The organism is Vibrio diazotrophicus (assembly GCF_038452265.1).
Taxonomy (GTDB): domain Bacteria; phylum Pseudomonadota; class Gammaproteobacteria; order Enterobacterales; family Vibrionaceae; genus Vibrio; species Vibrio diazotrophicus.
Window position 1 is genome coordinate 39,146 of sequence record NZ_CP151842.1, and the last position, 16,323, is coordinate 55,468.

Below are 16,323 nucleotides of genomic sequence, written 5' to 3' on the forward strand. Positions count from 1 at the left end.
CCACCCATCGATAAGGTGGTTAAAACTGCTTAGCTCAGTTGTGTGCCAACTTCAAACCAGCTTGCACGTGCATTTAGGATGTCTTGCACAGGCAACGCTTTTTTGCCCGGAACTTGAAGCTGTTCTAGCACCAATACACCCTTACCTGTTGCCACATAAATACCAGTTTTGTCGGCTTGTATTATGGTACCAGCTGGTTGGTTTGAGCTTTGATCCACAACACGGCTTTGCCAAACTTTGATGCTGTTTTCTGCAACCTCAAAGTGACTCATTGGCCATGGATTAAATGCACGAACGCATCGTTCGATGTGTGCTGCATCATCACTCCAGTTGATACGAGCTTCTTCTTTGCTCAGTTTCTTGGCGTAATTGGCAAGCTCATCGTCTTGTTTTTCAGCTTTCGCATTGCCGTTCGCAATATCGACTAAACATTCAACCAACGCTTGTGGGCCTAGATCTGCAAGTTTCTCGTACATGGACGCGCTGGTATCCGTTGCTTCGATTGGCAGCGTAGCAATTTTCAGCATATCGCCTGTATCTAAACCGATGTCCATTTGCATGATGGTTACACCTGTTTCTGCATCACCCGCCCAGATAGAACGCTGAATCGGTGCGGCACCACGCCAGCGTGGCAGGATTGAACCATGCACATTAATACAACCCAGTTTTGGTGTATCTAAAACCGCTTGCGGTAATAGTAGGCCGTAAGCAACCACGACCATTAAATCAGCATTTAGATCAGCCAACTCTTGTTTGGCTTCATCTGATTTAAAGTTCTCAGGTTGATAAACAGGAATATCATGCTCAAGCGCTAGAGTTTTTACTGGGCTGGCAGTCAGTTTTTTACCTCGGCCCGCAGGACGGTCCGGCTGAGTATAAACTGCAATAACTTCGTGCTCCGAAGACAACAACGCCGCCAAGTGACGGGCGGCGAAATCCGGAGTACCTGCAAAGACAATACGTAATGATTGGCTCAAGGTAACCTCTCTATTTTTATTGATTCTTATCGTTGAAGCGTTTGATTTTCTCTAGCTTCTCTTTGATGCGCTTACGTTTTAGCGGTGAAAGATAATCAACAAATAGTTTGCCTTCTAAGTGGTCTAATTCGTGTTGTACACAAATCGCCAGAAGGTCATCTGCTTCAAAAGTATATTCTTCACCATCACGGTTAAGAGCTTTAACGGTGACTTCAGCAGCACGTGGCACAAGAGCACGAGCACCAGGGACAGATAAACAGCCCTCTTCAATACCATCTTCGCCGCGCTTCTCAATAATTTCTGGGTTAATCAATACCATTGGCTGATCACGGCTGTCAGAAATATCAATCACCACGATGCGTTGGTGAATGTCGACTTGCGTCGCAGCTAAACCAATACCTTCTTCGTCGTACATGGTTTCAATCATGTTATCTACGATGGTTTGGATCTCTGGTGTGACTTTTTCAACCGGCTTGGCAACGGTGCGAAGACGGTCATCTGGGAATGTTAATACTTGTAATACAGACATATACACTCGAAATATTGAACTAGGCCGAAACAGGATAAAGCTTGTTGGCTCAATTCTAGACATTTTATGAGTCAAATGACAGCATCCTGCGTGATTTATCAAAATCATTCTCATTCATTTAACGCAGGATATAAGGTCATGACTCGATTGAAAGGTTATTTTCTCCTAGTGTTCATTGCGCTAAATAGCTTTTCTTTAAAGGCTTTCGCCCAACAACCTACCCAATTGACGCTTAAGCAAGGCGCGCCGACGACTTACACAGTCGTGAAAGGAGATACCTTGTGGGATATATCGGCCATGTACTTAAACAACCCTTGGCTGTGGCCGCAGTTGTGGGACATCAACTCTGATATTGAAAACCCACATTTAATTTATCCCGGTGATCAGCTCTATTTAGTCTGGAACAACGGTAAGCCTCAGCTGAAGTTCAAACCTAAAGTCACCCTAAGCCCTAAAGTTCGTAAAGTGAAAAAGCAACCGGTGCCGATTGTGGAACAAGGTTTAGTGATGCCTTATTTGCAGTCTGACCGATTGATAAACAAAGAGGTTTTGGCGACCAGCAGTAAAGTAATAGGGGATAGTGAAGGACATCAGTACATCACCCAACAAGATGTGCTCTATTTTACAGGGCATCATACTCAGGCTCAGTGGGGTGTTTATCGTCCAGCCAGTGAATTTGAGCGAGAGAAGGAAGTATTAGTGGCACTGCGCCTAATCGCGACGGGCGAACTTGTCCGATCCGACGAAACGATTTCAACATTGCGTATTAAAGAGCAATCTCAAGAAGTCGTGCAAAACGATATCGTTTTACCCCTAGTCAATATCGAAAGTTTGAAACTGACCACCACATTTTTTCCCCATCCTGCTCCGGAAAGTGCCAATGCCCGTATATTGGGAGCGCTAGAAGGCAGTCAATATTATGCTCAAGGGCAGGTTGTTGTTTTGAACCAAGGTGGTGAAGATGGCTTAAAACAAGGCTGTATGTTCGAAGTTTATAACACCGGTAGCCATGTTTTTGGTTTGAAAGGTCAGTTTAGCTATGAAAAGAAATGGTTTGATAAAGGGATGCCACTGCCAAGTAAGAAAGTCGGCGAGTTGATGGTCATCCGTCCTTATGACAAATTCAGCTTAGCGTTAATTACCCGCAGTCAAACGGCATTCAATCAAGATGTTATGGCCTTGTCTCCGCTCGCGGCTAATGCCGTTCTACCTCAATCTGCTGATAAAGACGATTAAATAGAGTTAGTCATGAATGAAAGGGATTTATCAGCATGGTTGGCGCTAAGTTTTACGCCAAAATTGAGCAAAAAGTCTGTTAAACAGTTATTGAGCCGAGATTCCCTCTCCAACATTTTTAGCTATTCAGCCAGCCAGTGGCAGTCGGTAGGGTTGGCTTCTGATCAGATTCACTATTTGATGCATGATGCTCAGCGAGAGGTGGAAGAATCTCTCGAGTGGTTAAAGGCACAAGCCGGAAGGCATATCATCACGCCATTGTGTGATTCGTATCCTGCTCTTCTGCAACAAATCTCCTCAAAACCAGATGTTCTGTTTGTTGAAGGACAACTGGAAACATTGAATCAACCACAAATCGCTATTGTTGGTAGTCGTAACGCCAGTATTGATAGTCAGAAGATTGCCCATCAGTTTGCAGGGCAGTTAGTGGAACAAGAGTTGGTGATCACCAGTGGTTTAGCCTTGGGAGTTGATGGCTACGCGCATGATGGCGCTTTGAAAGCTGGTGGCAAAACGATCGCTGTTTTAGGTTCTGGGCTAGCGTCTATCTATCCTTCGAGACATAAAAATCTCGCGGCTCGTATTATAGAAAACGGTGCTTTAGTTTCAGAGTTTCGTCCTAACGCGAAACCTCGCCCAACCCATTTTCCTCGGCGCAACCGAATTATCAGTGGTTTATCTATGGGGGTTCTGGTTGTTGAGGCGGCGGAAAAAAGCGGATCTTTGATTACCGCTCGCTATGCAACAGAACAAAACCGAGAGGTTTTTGTGGTACCGGGATCTATTCTTAATCCCAATTGTGTGGGCAGTAATCGCTTAATTCAGCAGGGCGCATGCTTAGTTCAGAATGTACAACACATTGTTAATGAACTTGAATCTATGCTGGATTTCAATCGCTTACAGCCTCAGCAATGTCAGCATACACTTTTTTTACCCTTAAATAGCGAAGATGAATTGCCATTTCCCGAGCTGTTAGCTAACGTAGGAGAAGAAGCTATACCAGTTGATATTCTTGCAAGCAGGACCCATATACCTGTCCAAGAAGTCATGATGCAGCTCTTAGAGCTTGAGCTTTCAGGGCATGTTGTTGCAGTTTCCGGTGGCTATATTCGTAAGGGGAGGGGCTAGCTATGATGATGGATATTCTGATGTATCTGTTTGAAACTTATATCCATAGCGATGCAGAGTTGCAAGTGGATCAAGACGAGCTTGAAGATGAATTGCTTCGAGCAGGGTTTCACCAAAAAGATATCTACAAAGCCCTAAACTGGTTAGAAGAGCTAGCAGCATTGCAACAAACGGATGCACAGTCAGCGATTTCAACCAGTGCGGCGACATCTATGCGTATTTTTACAGCGCAAGAGATGGAGCGTCTAGACCTAGAATCTCGTGGTTTCATCCTATTTTTAGAGCAAATTAAGGTATTAACACCTGAAACTCGCGAAATGGTGATCGATCGAGTGATGGGGCTAGAGACCAATGAATTAGAGTTGGATGACCTGAAGTGGATCATTCTAATGGTGCTGTTCAATGTTCCCGGGAATGAGAACGCTTATACGCTTATGGAAGAGCTCTTGTACAGCAAAGAGCAAGGTATTCTTCATTAAGCTAATAAACGTATTATGAGCGGTAAAATTGATAGCGAGCTATTTTCAGCTCATGAACATGCGCTGAACGAACCTTGTCCGAAGTGTGGCGGAGCGTTACAGCTTCGCCATGGCAAACACGGCCCGTTTCTCGGCTGTACTCAGTATCCTGATTGCGACTACATAAAACCACTGCACCAGAATGACGGACACATAGTGAAAGAACTTGGTGTGCCATGTCCTGAATGTGGGAGTGAGTTGGTATTGCGCCAAGGGCGTTATGGCATGTTTATCGGCTGTAGTGCTTACCCTAAATGTCACCATATCGAATCTCAAGATAATCCTGCAGATGAAACCAAGCCAAGCAAGCTACATGCTTGTCCTGAGTGCGGTAAAGGGCATCTTGCCGAGCGTAAAACGCGTTTTGGTAAAACGTTTTATGCTTGTGATACTTACCCTAAGTGCAAATTTGCCGTTAACTTACCTCCAGTAGCAGGTAAGTGTGAGAAATGTGGTTTCTCATTACTGGTTGAGAAGAAGCTCGCTAGCGGCACTAAGTATCAATGTGCGGATCGCAAGTGTGGGCATATTCAGGAATAGAACCATAAAAAACGGCGCTTTAAGCGCCGTTTTTGTATCTGGAGTTAAATCTTAAGATTTAAATTGTTTCGCAACTTCCTGAACCGCTGGAAATGCTTCTGCATCTAAAACATCCGCCAGTTCACACAGTTTACGAACCAATTCACCGTGGTAATCAGCCGTCACGTTGATGTGACCCATTTTTCTGCCCGGACGCTTTTCTTTTCCGTACCAGTGAATATGGCAACCTTCCATTGCTAGCAGGCTTTCTGGTAACGAGTCTTCGCCAAGAATATTGATCATCGATGTCTCGCGAACCAGTTTGGTACTGCCTAATGGCATGCCACAAACCGCGCGCAGATGATTTTCAAACTGACAGGTTTCCGCACCTTGTTGTGTCCAGTGACCAGAGTTGTGTACGCGAGGTGCAATTTCGTTAACCAGTAGTTTTCCTTGAACATCAAAGAACTCTAGAGCTAAAACGCCAACGTAATCTAAGCTGTTTGCCACAGCGGTAAACATCTCTTTTGCTTGTTCTTGTAGCTCAGGAGCATCAATAGCGGTTGAAAGGCTAAGGACACCATTCACGTGCACGTTTTCAGCTAATGGATAAACGGCAACTTCGCCATTTTTGCCACGAGCACCAACCAGAGAAACTTCACGGTCAAAAGGAACAAATTCTTCTGCAACAATCGCTTGGTTATTAGAAGAAGCAATACACTCTGCCATTTCTGGCCAAATTTTATCTGCATCTTCCTTGTTCTTCAGACGCCATTGACCTTTGCCGTCATAACCACCTAAAGCACTTTTTAGTACCATAGGAACGCCTACATGCGCGATCGCAGTATCGAAATCTTCACGGTTATTAATAACGGTGTACTTTGCATTACGTACGCCAGCGTTATCTAACAGTGCTTTTTCAAGTCGGCGGTCACCGCCAGCTTTAATGGAGTCAGTGCTTGGCAGGAATTTTCCGCTACGTTCACACACTTCAAGCACATCATGAGGAATATGCTCAAACTCAGCGGTAATGACATCAGCCTTTTCAATCGCTTGCTCTAAACCATGACCAATCACAGCTTGAGTTAAAGGATGAACGACATTCTTGCTGTTAACGTCAAACGCAGAAATTTCAATATTAAGTGGTGCGCCAGCCAATGACATCATACGTGCAAGCTGACCTGAACCTAATACCAATACGTGCATCAATTATTCCTCGGCTGGATTTGGATTTGCCAGTACAGATTCTGTTTGAGCCGTGCGGAAAGCTTCCACTTTTGCCATCACTTCTTCATCAAAAGTACCGATGATTTGAGCCGCTAGAAGCCCAGCATTAGCCGCGCCAGCTTCACCAATTGCAAGCGTACCTACCGCAATGCCTTTTGGCATTTGAACAATAGAGTATAGAGAGTCTAAGCCAGAAAGAGCGCGAGACTGAACCGGTACACCAAGAACCGGCAAGCTAGTGAATGCTGCTGTCATTCCCGGTAGGTGGGCAGCACCGCCAGCACCAGCGATAATCACTTTCAGGCCACGTTCTTTCGCGCTGCTTGCGTAGTCTGCTAGGAGTTGTGGAGTGCGATGAGCTGAAACTACTTTCGTTTCATAAGGAACACCGAATTGCTCTAGCATCTCTGCTGCAAGTTTCATGGTTGGCCAATCCGATTTGGAACCCATGATAATACCGACTTTCATCTCAAACTCCTTCAAGCATATTTATTTTGGTGAGCGAACGCCGCGCATTATACGAGGATTTTTACTTCAAGCAAACGATTGCGTTGTTGTAATCAACAAATGTTGGCGCATAAATTACCCTTCGATGTTGATGGAAGGGTGGTTTGAACTTCCGTTCGTTAAGGTATAGGCGAAGTCACCGATAATTTGTACACTGGGCGCAAATAGAAATAAGTCAGCTCAATTAGGTAGTTTTCGTGAATAATTTTGAACAAGCTTTACATGCATTGCAGTCTGGTGAAGTGATTGCTTACCCGACAGAAGGTGTTTTTGGTGTGGGTTGCGATCCAGACAGCCCTGAAGCCATCGAGAAGTTACTGCAACTAAAGCAAAGATCTGTAGAGAAAGGCTTGATTTTAATTGCAGCCTCATACGAACAACTGCTTCCTTATATAGATGAAAGCCAGTTAACCGCAGAACAATTACAACAAATCAAATCAACCTGGCCCGGTCCTGTCACTTGGGTTGTACCTGCGAGCAGTAAAGTATCCAAATGGGTAAGTGGTCAGTTTGATACCATCGCAGTGCGTGTGACCGATCATCCTCTGGTTCAACAACTGTGTAACGCTTACGGTAAACCGCTAACCTCAACCAGTGCAAACTTAACTGGTCAACCTTCGTGTATGACAACGGAAGAGGTTGAAGAGCAGCTTGGCGACAAACTGGTTGCGATTCTGCGTGGCGCAACTGGCGGGCGTAACAAACCAAGTGAAATTCGCGATGCGAAAACCCTACAAGTATTAAGACAGGGCTAACTCACTCTGCGATGGGAATTCGTAAGGAACAAAAGATGTCGACAATTAATAAAGAAGCAGTAAAGCAGTTTTTGCTGTCACTACAAGATCAAATCTGCCAGCAATTAGAGCATGTTGACGGTGGTGCCAAGTTTGTTGAAGATGCGTGGCATCGAGAGCCGGGCGAAAAGTTGGGCGGCGGTGGCCGCTCTCGTGTGATGCGTGATGGTTTGGTGTTTGAACAAGGTGGCGTGAACTTCTCACATGTTACTGGAAAGCAAATGCCAGCCTCAGCAACGGCGCATCGCCCTGAATTGGCGGGACGTAAGTTTGAAGCCATGGGTGTCTCTTTAGTTATGCACCCTAAAAACCCTTATGTTCCAACATCTCACGCCAACGTGCGCTTCTTTATTGCAGAGAAAGAAGGTGAAGAGCCAATTTGGTGGTTTGGTGGTGGTTTCGACTTAACACCTTTCTATCCTTTTGCTGAAGATTGCCAGCAGTGGCATTCAACCGCGAAAGCGTTATGTGAACCGTTTGGTGATGATGTTTATCAGCAGCATAAAGAATGGTGTGACCACTATTTCTATCTTCCTCACCGAGAAGAAACTCGCGGTGTCGGTGGCCTTTTCTTCGATGATCTGAATCATTGGGAGTTCGATAAGTGCTTTGACTATATCAAAGCGGTCGGTGAAGGTTACTGCCAAGCTTATGTGCCGATTGTTGAACGTCGTAAAGCAACCGAGTATGGCGAGAGAGAACGTCAATTCCAGTTGTATCGTCGTGGTCGCTACGTGGAATTTAACTTAGTCTTCGACCGAGGAACGCTTTTTGGCCTGCAGACTGGTGGTCGTACTGAATCAATACTGATGTCTATGCCGCCACTCGCTCGCTGGGAATATAACTACCAGCCGGAAGCTGGCAGCAGCGAAGCTAAACTGAATGAGTTTTTAGTGCCGCGCGAGTGGTGACAGAAATTGCACTGAGTGATAGGGTCGTTAAGTACTGTTAACTGTCCCCTTCCTACTTGAAGCTGCAACTCCAAGTAGGAAGGGTGTAACAGACTCAGCGACCTTTTTTATTGGTAGAGGCAGGGATATGGCTTTTGTAAAAGATCACTATGCGGTGTTTGGTAATCCTATCGGACACAGCAAATCACCGTTCATTCACACATTGTTTGCGCGTCAAACCAATCAAAGCATGGAATATACCGCTGAGTTAGCGCCAGTTGATGGGTTTGTTGCTGCAGCAAAAGCTTTTTTTGCCAACGGTGGCCGTGGTTGTAATGTTACGGTTCCTTTTAAAGAAGACGCCTACAAGTTTGCAGACCGTTTAACTGAGCGAGCACAACTTGCTGGTGCGGTGAATACGTTGAAGAAACTGGATGACGGTGAGATCTTAGGGGATAACACCGACGGTGAAGGTCTGGTACAAGATCTTATGCAATATCAGGTGCCGCTGAAAGGCGCTAAAATTCTACTGATCGGTGCTGGTGGTGCAGCTAAAGGTGCACTGAAACCATTGATTGATAAAGAGCCTGAAAGTATCACCATTACCAATCGAACGTTTGCTAAAGCGGAGTCATTAGCGAACGCCTTCAGCGGTTTAGGAAAAGTGAATGCTTCAGAGATGAGCCAAATCGAGGGCAGCTTTGATCTTATTATCAATTCAACCTCTGCAAGCTTAGATGGAAAGTTACCGGAAATCTCTCCTTCTATATTCAGTGCCCAGAGTGTGGCCTACGATATGATGTATGGCAAAGGCCTAACCATCTTTAACCAGTGGGCGCTGGATAATGGCTGTGGTCATGTCTATGACGGCTTGGGTATGTTAGTTGGGCAAGCAGCCGAGAGCTTTATGTTATGGCGCGGTTTGCGTCCCGGCACAAAACAAATTCATCGTGAATTAAGAAAAAATTTGGAAGGCTAATGAACCAATCGATTCTTTTCCCTGACATGCAAGAGTGGAACAGTGAACTACAAGTCGTAACGTTTCCTGCTCAGCAATCTGGTGCTTTAATTGAATGTATTGTTACGCTCGATGAGCTTGCGAAGATCTCGGGTGCCACTATTAATAGTGAGCAAGAAGCGTTAGCTGCATTTGAGAGGGTTCGATTTGACCTAGAAGAACTGGCTGAGGAACTGATTGAAGACGAAGCCTTCAATCAGCTTGGGCAAATAGAAGTTGTTAGCTAATCAAAGCACAACATCTTTAACATCGTTCAAATAGTCATTTTTCGTCTGCACGTAGTTATCGGCAGATTTTAGTAGGAAAGCTCGTTCTTTATCAGAAAGAGGACGAGCTTGCTTAACAGGGCTTCCGACATATAAGTAGCCACTCTCAAGGACTTTCCCCGGAGGAACCAAGCTTCCTGCCCCAATCATGACATCACTCTCTATTACAACGCCATCCAGAACAATAGCTCCCATACCAACGAGTACGCGATCGCCAATTGTGCATCCGTGTAGCATAACTTTATGACCGACAGTCACATCATTACCTATAATGAGTGGGTAGCCGTTCGGGTTATCGGCATTTTTGTGAGTGACATGCAATACGCTACCATCTTGGATGTTAGAACGTTCACCAATATGTATGTGGTTAACATCGCCGCGAGCAGAGACTAATGGCCAGATACTGGCGTCGTCTCCTAATTGAATATCGCCCACTATTATAGACGTTGAATCGATATAAACTCGGGAACCGATGTTAGGTACGATACCTTTGTAACTACGAACAGGGCTCATGTGGCCTCCTTTTTCTGGCTGACAATGGCATATTAAAAGCCAATTAGTTGCATTTATAGCCCGTTGCGCGCAAAAAACAGTCAAACAAACAAAAAATAGAAAAAAAGCTAAAAAAGCACTTGCCAATGTGAAGCTGATCTCTATAATGCCCCCTCGCTGACACGGACAAGCTTCGAAAGAAACAAAAGGTGTTCAGCAAGGTTGTTTTGTAAGGCTGAAAGCCTACGAAAATAAACTTAAAAAAGTGTTTGACACGAAAGTTTATATCGCTAAAATGACCGCCTCTTCCGAAGTGACCTAAGTCACTAACGTGTAGGGAGAAAGCTCTTTAACAATTTAAACCTATCAATCTGTGTGGGCACTCGTTGATGAAAATCAAAGTTAAGTCTTTGTTCTTGTAACAAAGCAACTTAGGTTTCAATGAACTGAGTGACCAATCAAGACTTCGGTCTTGGCACAGTCAATTCATTACCATTCTGTTGGAATGGTAATAGCTTTAAAATTACGTCTTACTTTCGAGTAAGAGCAGTTTTGAAGTCAGTATTCGTTGAGCCGACAAAATCTTAAATTGAAGAGTTTGATCATGGCTCAGATTGAACGCTGGCGGCAGGCCTAACACATGCAAGTCGAGCGGCAGCACAGAGAAACTTGTTTCTCGGGTGGCGAGCGGCGGACGGGTGAGTAATGCCTGGGAAATTGCCCTGATGTGGGGGATAACCATTGGAAACGATGGCTAATACCGCATAATAGCTTCGGCTCAAAGAGGGGGACCTTCGGGCCTCTCGCGTCAGGATATGCCCAGGTGGGATTAGCTAGTTGGTGAGGTAATGGCTCACCAAGGCGACGATCCCTAGCTGGTCTGAGAGGATGATCAGCCACACTGGAACTGAGACACGGTCCAGACTCCTACGGGAGGCAGCAGTGGGGAATATTGCACAATGGGCGCAAGCCTGATGCAGCCATGCCGCGTGTGTGAAGAAGGCCTTCGGGTTGTAAAGCACTTTCAGTCGTGAGGAAGGTGGTGTTGTTAATAGCAGCATCATTTGACGTTAGCGACAGAAGAAGCACCGGCTAACTCCGTGCCAGCAGCCGCGGTAATACGGAGGGTGCGAGCGTTAATCGGAATTACTGGGCGTAAAGCGCATGCAGGTGGTTTGTTAAGTCAGATGTGAAAGCCCGGGGCTCAACCTCGGAATAGCATTTGAAACTGGCAAGCTAGAGTACTGTAGAGGGGGGTAGAATTTCAGGTGTAGCGGTGAAATGCGTAGAGATCTGAAGGAATACCGGTGGCGAAGGCGGCCCCCTGGACAGATACTGACACTCAGATGCGAAAGCGTGGGGAGCAAACAGGATTAGATACCCTGGTAGTCCACGCCGTAAACGATGTCTACTTGGAGGTTGTGGCCTTGAGCCGTGGCTTTCGGAGCTAACGCGTTAAGTAGACCGCCTGGGGAGTACGGTCGCAAGATTAAAACTCAAATGAATTGACGGGGGCCCGCACAAGCGGTGGAGCATGTGGTTTAATTCGATGCAACGCGAAGAACCTTACCTACTCTTGACATCTACAGAATCCTGCGGAGACGCGGGAGTGCCTTCGGGAACTGTAAGACAGGTGCTGCATGGCTGTCGTCAGCTCGTGTTGTGAAATGTTGGGTTAAGTCCCGCAACGAGCGCAACCCTTATCCTTGTTTGCCAGCGAGTCATGTCGGGAACTCCAGGGAGACTGCCGGTGATAAACCGGAGGAAGGTGGGGACGACGTCAAGTCATCATGGCCCTTACGAGTAGGGCTACACACGTGCTACAATGGCGCATACAGAGGGCAGCGAACTAGCGATAGTAAGCGAATCCCAAAAAGTGCGTCGTAGTCCGGATTGGAGTCTGCAACTCGACTCCATGAAGTCGGAATCGCTAGTAATCGTGAATCAGAATGTCACGGTGAATACGTTCCCGGGCCTTGTACACACCGCCCGTCACACCATGGGAGTGGGCTGCAAAAGAAGCAGGTAGTTTAACCTTCGGGAGGACGCTTGCCACTTTGTGGTTCATGACTGGGGTGAAGTCGTAACAAGGTAGCGCTAGGGGAACCTGGCGCTGGATCACCTCCTTACGTATAGATTCTCTTGATGAGTGTCCACACAGATTGATTAGGTTTAGAAAGTAAGAGTATCTTAGTGTCCCGTTCGTCTAGAGGCCTAGGACACCGCCCTTTCACGGCGGTAACAGGGGTTCGACTCCCCTACGGGATACCATGGGTCGTTAGCTCAGTTGGTAGAGCAGTTGACTTTTAATCAATTGGTCGCAGGTTCGAATCCTGCACGACCCACCATTTCCTTCCACAGGAAACTAGTTTGATTTCACTTTTTAAAGTGAAGACAAGTTAGAAAATGTGGGCGATTAGCTCAGTTGGGAGAGCACCTGCCTTACAAGCAGGGGGTCACTGGTTCGAACCCGGTATCGCCCACCACTCTTTAAGCATTTTTGGATAAAGAATCCAAACCACTTCAATAAAACGTACGTGGTTCGGACTTTTGACGACGAGAATCCTTAAAAAGTGATGAAAATGCACTTTGCTCTTTAACAATTTGGAAAGCTGACAGTTAATAATTTGATTAATTATTAACTATTAAAAGTTCTCAAATCCTAGATGACATAGTCATTTAGGTACCAATACACATTCAAGTGTTCTTGGGAATCTTACTTTTTAAGTAAGTATTCATATTTGAGTCCGGCAAAATCGAAATGTCTCTCGCTCATTCAAATAATGAGAGACAACTAAACCTTGGTTGTTTGCCATACATAAAGACCTCTTGGGGTTGTATGGTTAAGTGACTAAGCGTACACGGTGGATGCCTTGGCAGTCAGAGGCGATGAAGGACGTATTAACTTGCGATAAGCGTAGATAAGGCAGTAAAAGCCACTTGAGTCTACGATTTCCGAATGGGGAAACCCACTCACATAAGTGAGTATCATTAACTGAATACATAGGTTAATGAGGCGAACCGGGAGAACTGAAACATCTAAGTACCCCGAGGAAAAGAAATCAATTGAGATTCCGAAAGTAGCGGCGAGCGAAATTGGATTAGCCCTTAAGCTTTTAATGACACAGGTGAAGGCTCTGGAAAGTGCCGCGATACCGGGTGATAGCCCCGTAACCGACATGTCATTTTGAGTGAAAACGAGTAAGGCGGGACACGTGATATCCTGTTTGAATATGGGGGGACCATCCTCCAAGGCTAAATACTCCTGACTGACCGATAGTGAACCAGTACCGTGAGGGAAAGGCGAAAAGAACCCCTGTGAGGGGAGTGAAATAGAACCTGAAACCGTGTACGTACAAGCAGTAGGAGCCTCTTCGTGGGGTGACTGCGTACCTTTTGTATAATGGGTCAGCGACTTATATTCAGTGGCAAGGTTAACCGTATAGGGGAGCCGTAGGGAAACCGAGTCTTAACTGGGCGTTCAGTCTCTGGATATAGACCCGAAACCGAGTGATCTAGCCATGGGCAGGTTGAAGATTGAGTAACATCAATTGGAGGACCGAACCGACTAATGTTGAAAAATTAGCGGATGACTTGTGGCTAGGGGTGAAAGGCCAATCAAACTCGGAGATAGCTGGTTCTCCCCGAAAGCTATTTAGGTAGCGCCTCGGACGAATACTACTGGGGGTAGAGCACTGTTAAGGCTAGGGGGTCATCCCGACTTACCAACCCTTTGCAAACTCCGAATACCAGTAAGTACTATCCGGGAGACACACGGCGGGTGCTAACGTCCGTCGTGGAGAGGGAAACAACCCAGACCGCCAGCTAAGGTCCCAAATGATTACTAAGTGGGAAACGATGTGGGAAGGCTCAGACAGCTAGGATGTTGGCTTAGAAGCAGCCATCATTTAAAGAAAGCGTAATAGCTCACTAGTCGAGTCGGCCTGCGCGGAAGATGTAACGGGGCTAAGTAATCAACCGAAGCTGCGGCAATGCAATTTATTGTATTGGGTAGGGGAGCGTTCTGTAAGCCGTTGAAGGTGTGTTGTAAAGCATGCTGGAGGTATCAGAAGTGCGAATGCTGACATGAGTAACGATAAAGGGGGTGAAAAACCTCCTCGCCGGAAGACCAAGGGTTCCTGTCCAACGTTAATCGGGGCAGGGTGAGTCGACCCCTAAGGCGAGGCCGAAAGGCGTAGTCGATGGGAAACGGGTTAATATTCCCGTACTTCTTACAATTGCGATGGGGGGACGGAGAAGGCTAGGTGGGCCTGGCGACGGTTGTCCAGGTTCAAGTGCGTAGGCTTGAGAGTTAGGTAAATCCGGCTCTCTTTAAGGCTGAGACACGATGTCGAGCTACTACGGTAGTGAAGTCATTGATGCCATGCTTCCAGGAAAAGCCTCTAAGCTTCAGATTGTAAGGAATCGTACCCCAAACCGACACAGGTGGTCGGGTAGAGAATACCAAGGCGCTTGAGAGAACTCGGGTGAAGGAACTAGGCAAAATGGTACCGTAACTTCGGGAGAAGGTACGCTCTTGACGGTGAAGTCCCTCGCGGATGGAGCTGATGAGAGTCGCAGATACCAGGTGGCTGCAACTGTTTATTAAAAACACAGCACTGTGCAAAATCGTAAGATGACGTATACGGTGTGACGCCTGCCCGGTGCCGGAAGGTTAATTGATGGGGTTAGACTTCGGTCGAAGCTCTTGATCGAAGCCCCGGTAAACGGCGGCCGTAACTATAACGGTCCTAAGGTAGCGAAATTCCTTGTCGGGTAAGTTCCGACCTGCACGAATGGCGTAATGATGGCCACGCTGTCTCCACCCGAGACTCAGTGAAATTGAAATCGCTGTGAAGATGCAGTGTACCCGCGGCTAGACGGAAAGACCCCGTGAACCTTTACTACAGCTTGGCACTGAACATTGAACCTACATGTGTAGGATAGGTGGGAGGCTTTGAAGCGCAGACGCTAGTTTGTGTGGAGCCGTCCTTGAAATACCACCCTTGTATGTTTGATGTTCTAACTCAGACCCGTTATCCGGGTCGAGGACAGTGCCTGGTGGGTAGTTTGACTGGGGCGGTCTCCTCCCAAAGAGTAACGGAGGAGCACGAAGGTGGGCTAAACACGGTTGGACATCGTGTGGTTAGTGCAATGGCATAAGCCCGCTTGACTGCGAGAATGACAATTCGAGCAGGTGCGAAAGCAGGTCATAGTGATCCGGTGGTTCTGAATGGAAGGGCCATCGCTCAACGGATAAAAGGTACTCCGGGGATAACAGGCTGATACCGCCCAAGAGTTCATATCGACGGCGGTGTTTGGCACCTCGATGTCGGCTCATCACATCCTGGGGCTGAAGTCGGTCCCAAGGGTATGGCTGTTCGCCATTTAAAGTGGTACGCGAGCTGGGTTTAGAACGTCGTGAGACAGTTCGGTCCCTATCTGCCGTGGGCGTTGGAGAATTGAAGGGGGCTGCTCCTAGTACGAGAGGACCGGAGTGGACGAACCTCTGGTGTTCGGGTTGTTACGCCAGTAGCATTGCCCGGTAGCTAAGTTCGGAATTGATAACCGCTGAAAGCATCTAAGCGGGAAGCAAGCCCTGAGATGAGTTCTCCCTGGCGCTTTAAGCGTCCTAAAGGGTTGTTCGAGACTAGAACGTTGATAGGCAGGGTGTGTAAGTGCTGTGAGGCATTGAGCTAACCTGTACTAATTGCCCGTGAGGCTTAACCATACAACACCCAAGGGGTTTTGTGGGCTCAAAGCAAGAACAGAATTGAATGTGTAGAGAACATTAACAGCTTTCCGAATTTTAAAATTTTGCTTGGCGACCATAGCGATTTGGACCCACCTGATTCCATGCCGAACTCAGAAGTGAAACGAATTAGCGCCGATGGTAGTGTGGGGTCTCCCCATGTGAGAGTAGGACATCGCCAGGCTTTTATTTTCTTTCACTTTTTTAAAAAGTGAAGATAAAAAGGTAAGGTTGCTTGTAGTAACGAGTAACAAACATCATCAGTGTACTAATCTGACGATGACAATTTGTGGAGAGATGGCTGAGTGGTTGAAAGCACCGGTCTTGAAAACCGGCGTACGTTAATAGCGTACCTAGGGTTCAAATCCCTATCTCTCCGCCACATTGCAAAGCCCGCTAGAAATAGCGGGCTTTTTGCTATCTGTACCTTTCTAAAATCATCGTGAAAAGATTAATAAAACTTAATCTAC

13 protein-coding genes, 4 tRNA genes and 3 rRNA genes are annotated in these 16,323 nt (G+C 46.5%); 15 read left to right on the forward strand and 5 right to left on the reverse strand.

The genetic code is table 11. The features are described from left to right. Positions 1 to 29: 29 nt before the first annotated feature. A complete protein-coding gene (gene fmt / locus AAGA51_RS00170) occupies positions 30 to 977 on the reverse strand; it encodes a methionyl-tRNA formyltransferase (RefSeq protein WP_042489423.1) in 948 nt (315 codons plus the stop codon). Positions 978 to 993: 16 nt separating this feature from the next. Continuing rightward, complete coding sequence (gene def, locus AAGA51_RS00175) at positions 994 to 1,506, reverse strand: peptide deformylase (protein WP_042489422.1); 513 nt, start codon at positions 1,504 to 1,506, stop codon at positions 994 to 996. A 138-nt stretch (positions 1,507 to 1,644) separates the two neighbouring features. On the opposite strand from def, the gene AAGA51_RS00180 reads away from it, so the two are divergent. From AAGA51_RS00180 to AAGA51_RS00195, 4 genes are read left to right on the forward strand one after another with little or no spacing between them, the layout of a single operon-like run. Continuing rightward, positions 1,645 to 2,742 (forward strand): LysM peptidoglycan-binding domain-containing protein, encoded by a 1,098-nt coding sequence (locus AAGA51_RS00180; RefSeq protein ID WP_042489421.1) that lies wholly within the window; start codon positions 1,645 to 1,647, stop codon positions 2,740 to 2,742. 12 nt (positions 2,743 to 2,754) lie between these two features. Beyond that, a complete protein-coding gene (dprA, locus tag AAGA51_RS00185) occupies positions 2,755 to 3,870 on the forward strand; it encodes a DNA-processing protein DprA (protein ID WP_042489419.1) in 1,116 nt (371 codons plus the stop codon). Positions 3,871 to 3,872: 2 nt separating this feature from the next. Further along, entirely contained in the window at positions 3,873 to 4,349 is a 477-nt protein-coding gene (locus AAGA51_RS00190) for a DUF494 family protein (RefSeq protein WP_042489417.1), read from the forward strand. Positions 4,350 to 4,364: 15 nt separating this feature from the next. After that, positions 4,365 to 4,928 carry a DNA topoisomerase family protein gene (locus AAGA51_RS00195; RefSeq protein ID WP_042489414.1) on the forward strand — a complete coding sequence of 188 codons (564 nt, stop codon included), beginning with the start codon at positions 4,365 to 4,367 and terminating at the stop codon, positions 4,926 to 4,928. A gap of 51 nt (positions 4,929 to 4,979) precedes the next feature. On the opposite strand, the gene AAGA51_RS00200 is transcribed toward AAGA51_RS00195, so the two are convergent. Together AAGA51_RS00200 and purE are read right to left on the reverse strand one after the other, a co-directional pair. Further along, positions 4,980 to 6,113, reverse strand: coding sequence for a 5-(carboxyamino)imidazole ribonucleotide synthase (locus AAGA51_RS00200; protein WP_042489411.1), 1,134 nt, complete (start codon positions 6,111 to 6,113; stop codon positions 4,980 to 4,982). A 3-nt stretch (positions 6,114 to 6,116) separates the two neighbouring features. Next, positions 6,117 to 6,602, reverse strand: coding sequence for a 5-(carboxyamino)imidazole ribonucleotide mutase (gene purE, locus AAGA51_RS00205; RefSeq protein WP_042489409.1), 486 nt, complete (start codon positions 6,600 to 6,602; stop codon positions 6,117 to 6,119). A 236-nt stretch (positions 6,603 to 6,838) separates the two neighbouring features. Between purE and AAGA51_RS00210 the strand changes: the two genes are divergently transcribed. From AAGA51_RS00210 to AAGA51_RS00225, 4 genes are all read left to right on the forward strand, one after another. Next, positions 6,839 to 7,396, forward strand: coding sequence for an L-threonylcarbamoyladenylate synthase (locus AAGA51_RS00210; protein WP_042489406.1), 558 nt, complete (start codon positions 6,839 to 6,841; stop codon positions 7,394 to 7,396). Positions 7,397 to 7,431: 35 nt separating this feature from the next. Next, the gene (hemF, locus tag AAGA51_RS00215; RefSeq protein ID WP_042489403.1) at positions 7,432 to 8,346 is read left to right on the forward strand and encodes an oxygen-dependent coproporphyrinogen oxidase; all 915 of its coding nucleotides are present in this window, start codon (positions 7,432 to 7,434) and stop codon (positions 8,344 to 8,346) included. Positions 8,347 to 8,473: 127 nt separating this feature from the next. Next, the gene (aroE, locus tag AAGA51_RS00220) at positions 8,474 to 9,304 is read left to right on the forward strand and encodes a shikimate dehydrogenase (RefSeq protein WP_042489400.1); all 831 of its coding nucleotides are present in this window, start codon (positions 8,474 to 8,476) and stop codon (positions 9,302 to 9,304) included. Further along, positions 9,304 to 9,570: a DUF1488 domain-containing protein gene (locus AAGA51_RS00225; protein WP_042489397.1), complete on the forward strand. Its 267-nt coding sequence runs from the start codon at positions 9,304 to 9,306 to the stop codon at positions 9,568 to 9,570. The genes aroE and AAGA51_RS00225 overlap by 1 nt, the downstream gene beginning before the upstream one ends. Here the strand turns inward: AAGA51_RS00225 and AAGA51_RS00230 are convergent, their stop codons facing one another. Next, positions 9,571 to 10,122, reverse strand: a complete 552-nt coding sequence (locus AAGA51_RS00230) for a gamma carbonic anhydrase family protein (protein WP_042489394.1) — start codon at positions 10,120 to 10,122, stop codon at positions 9,571 to 9,573. It lies immediately after the preceding gene. 565 nt (positions 10,123 to 10,687) lie between these two features. On the opposite strand from AAGA51_RS00230, the gene AAGA51_RS00235 reads away from it, so the two are divergent. The 7 genes from AAGA51_RS00235 to AAGA51_RS00265 all read left to right on the forward strand — a co-directional run bounded on the left by AAGA51_RS00235 (position 10,688) and on the right by AAGA51_RS00265 (position 16,235). Then, positions 10,688 to 12,230 (forward strand): 16S ribosomal RNA (locus AAGA51_RS00235). A gap of 66 nt (positions 12,231 to 12,296) precedes the next feature. Next, positions 12,297 to 12,372, forward strand: a tRNA-Glu gene (locus AAGA51_RS00240). A 1-nt stretch (position 12,373) separates the two neighbouring features. After that, positions 12,374 to 12,449, forward strand: a tRNA-Lys gene (locus AAGA51_RS00245). Between the two features lie 62 nt (positions 12,450 to 12,511). Continuing rightward, positions 12,512 to 12,587 (forward strand) — tRNA-Val (locus tag AAGA51_RS00250). A 355-nt stretch (positions 12,588 to 12,942) separates the two neighbouring features. Continuing rightward, positions 12,943 to 15,832, forward strand: a 23S ribosomal RNA gene (locus tag AAGA51_RS00255). 89 nt (positions 15,833 to 15,921) lie between these two features. Next, positions 15,922 to 16,037 (forward strand): 5S ribosomal RNA (rrf, locus tag AAGA51_RS00260). The 16S, 23S and 5S rRNA genes sit together here with 4 tRNA genes alongside, the layout of an rRNA operon. 107 nt (positions 16,038 to 16,144) lie before the next feature. After that, positions 16,145 to 16,235, forward strand: a tRNA-Ser gene (locus AAGA51_RS00265). The last annotated feature ends 88 nt before the right edge of the window (positions 16,236 to 16,323 follow it).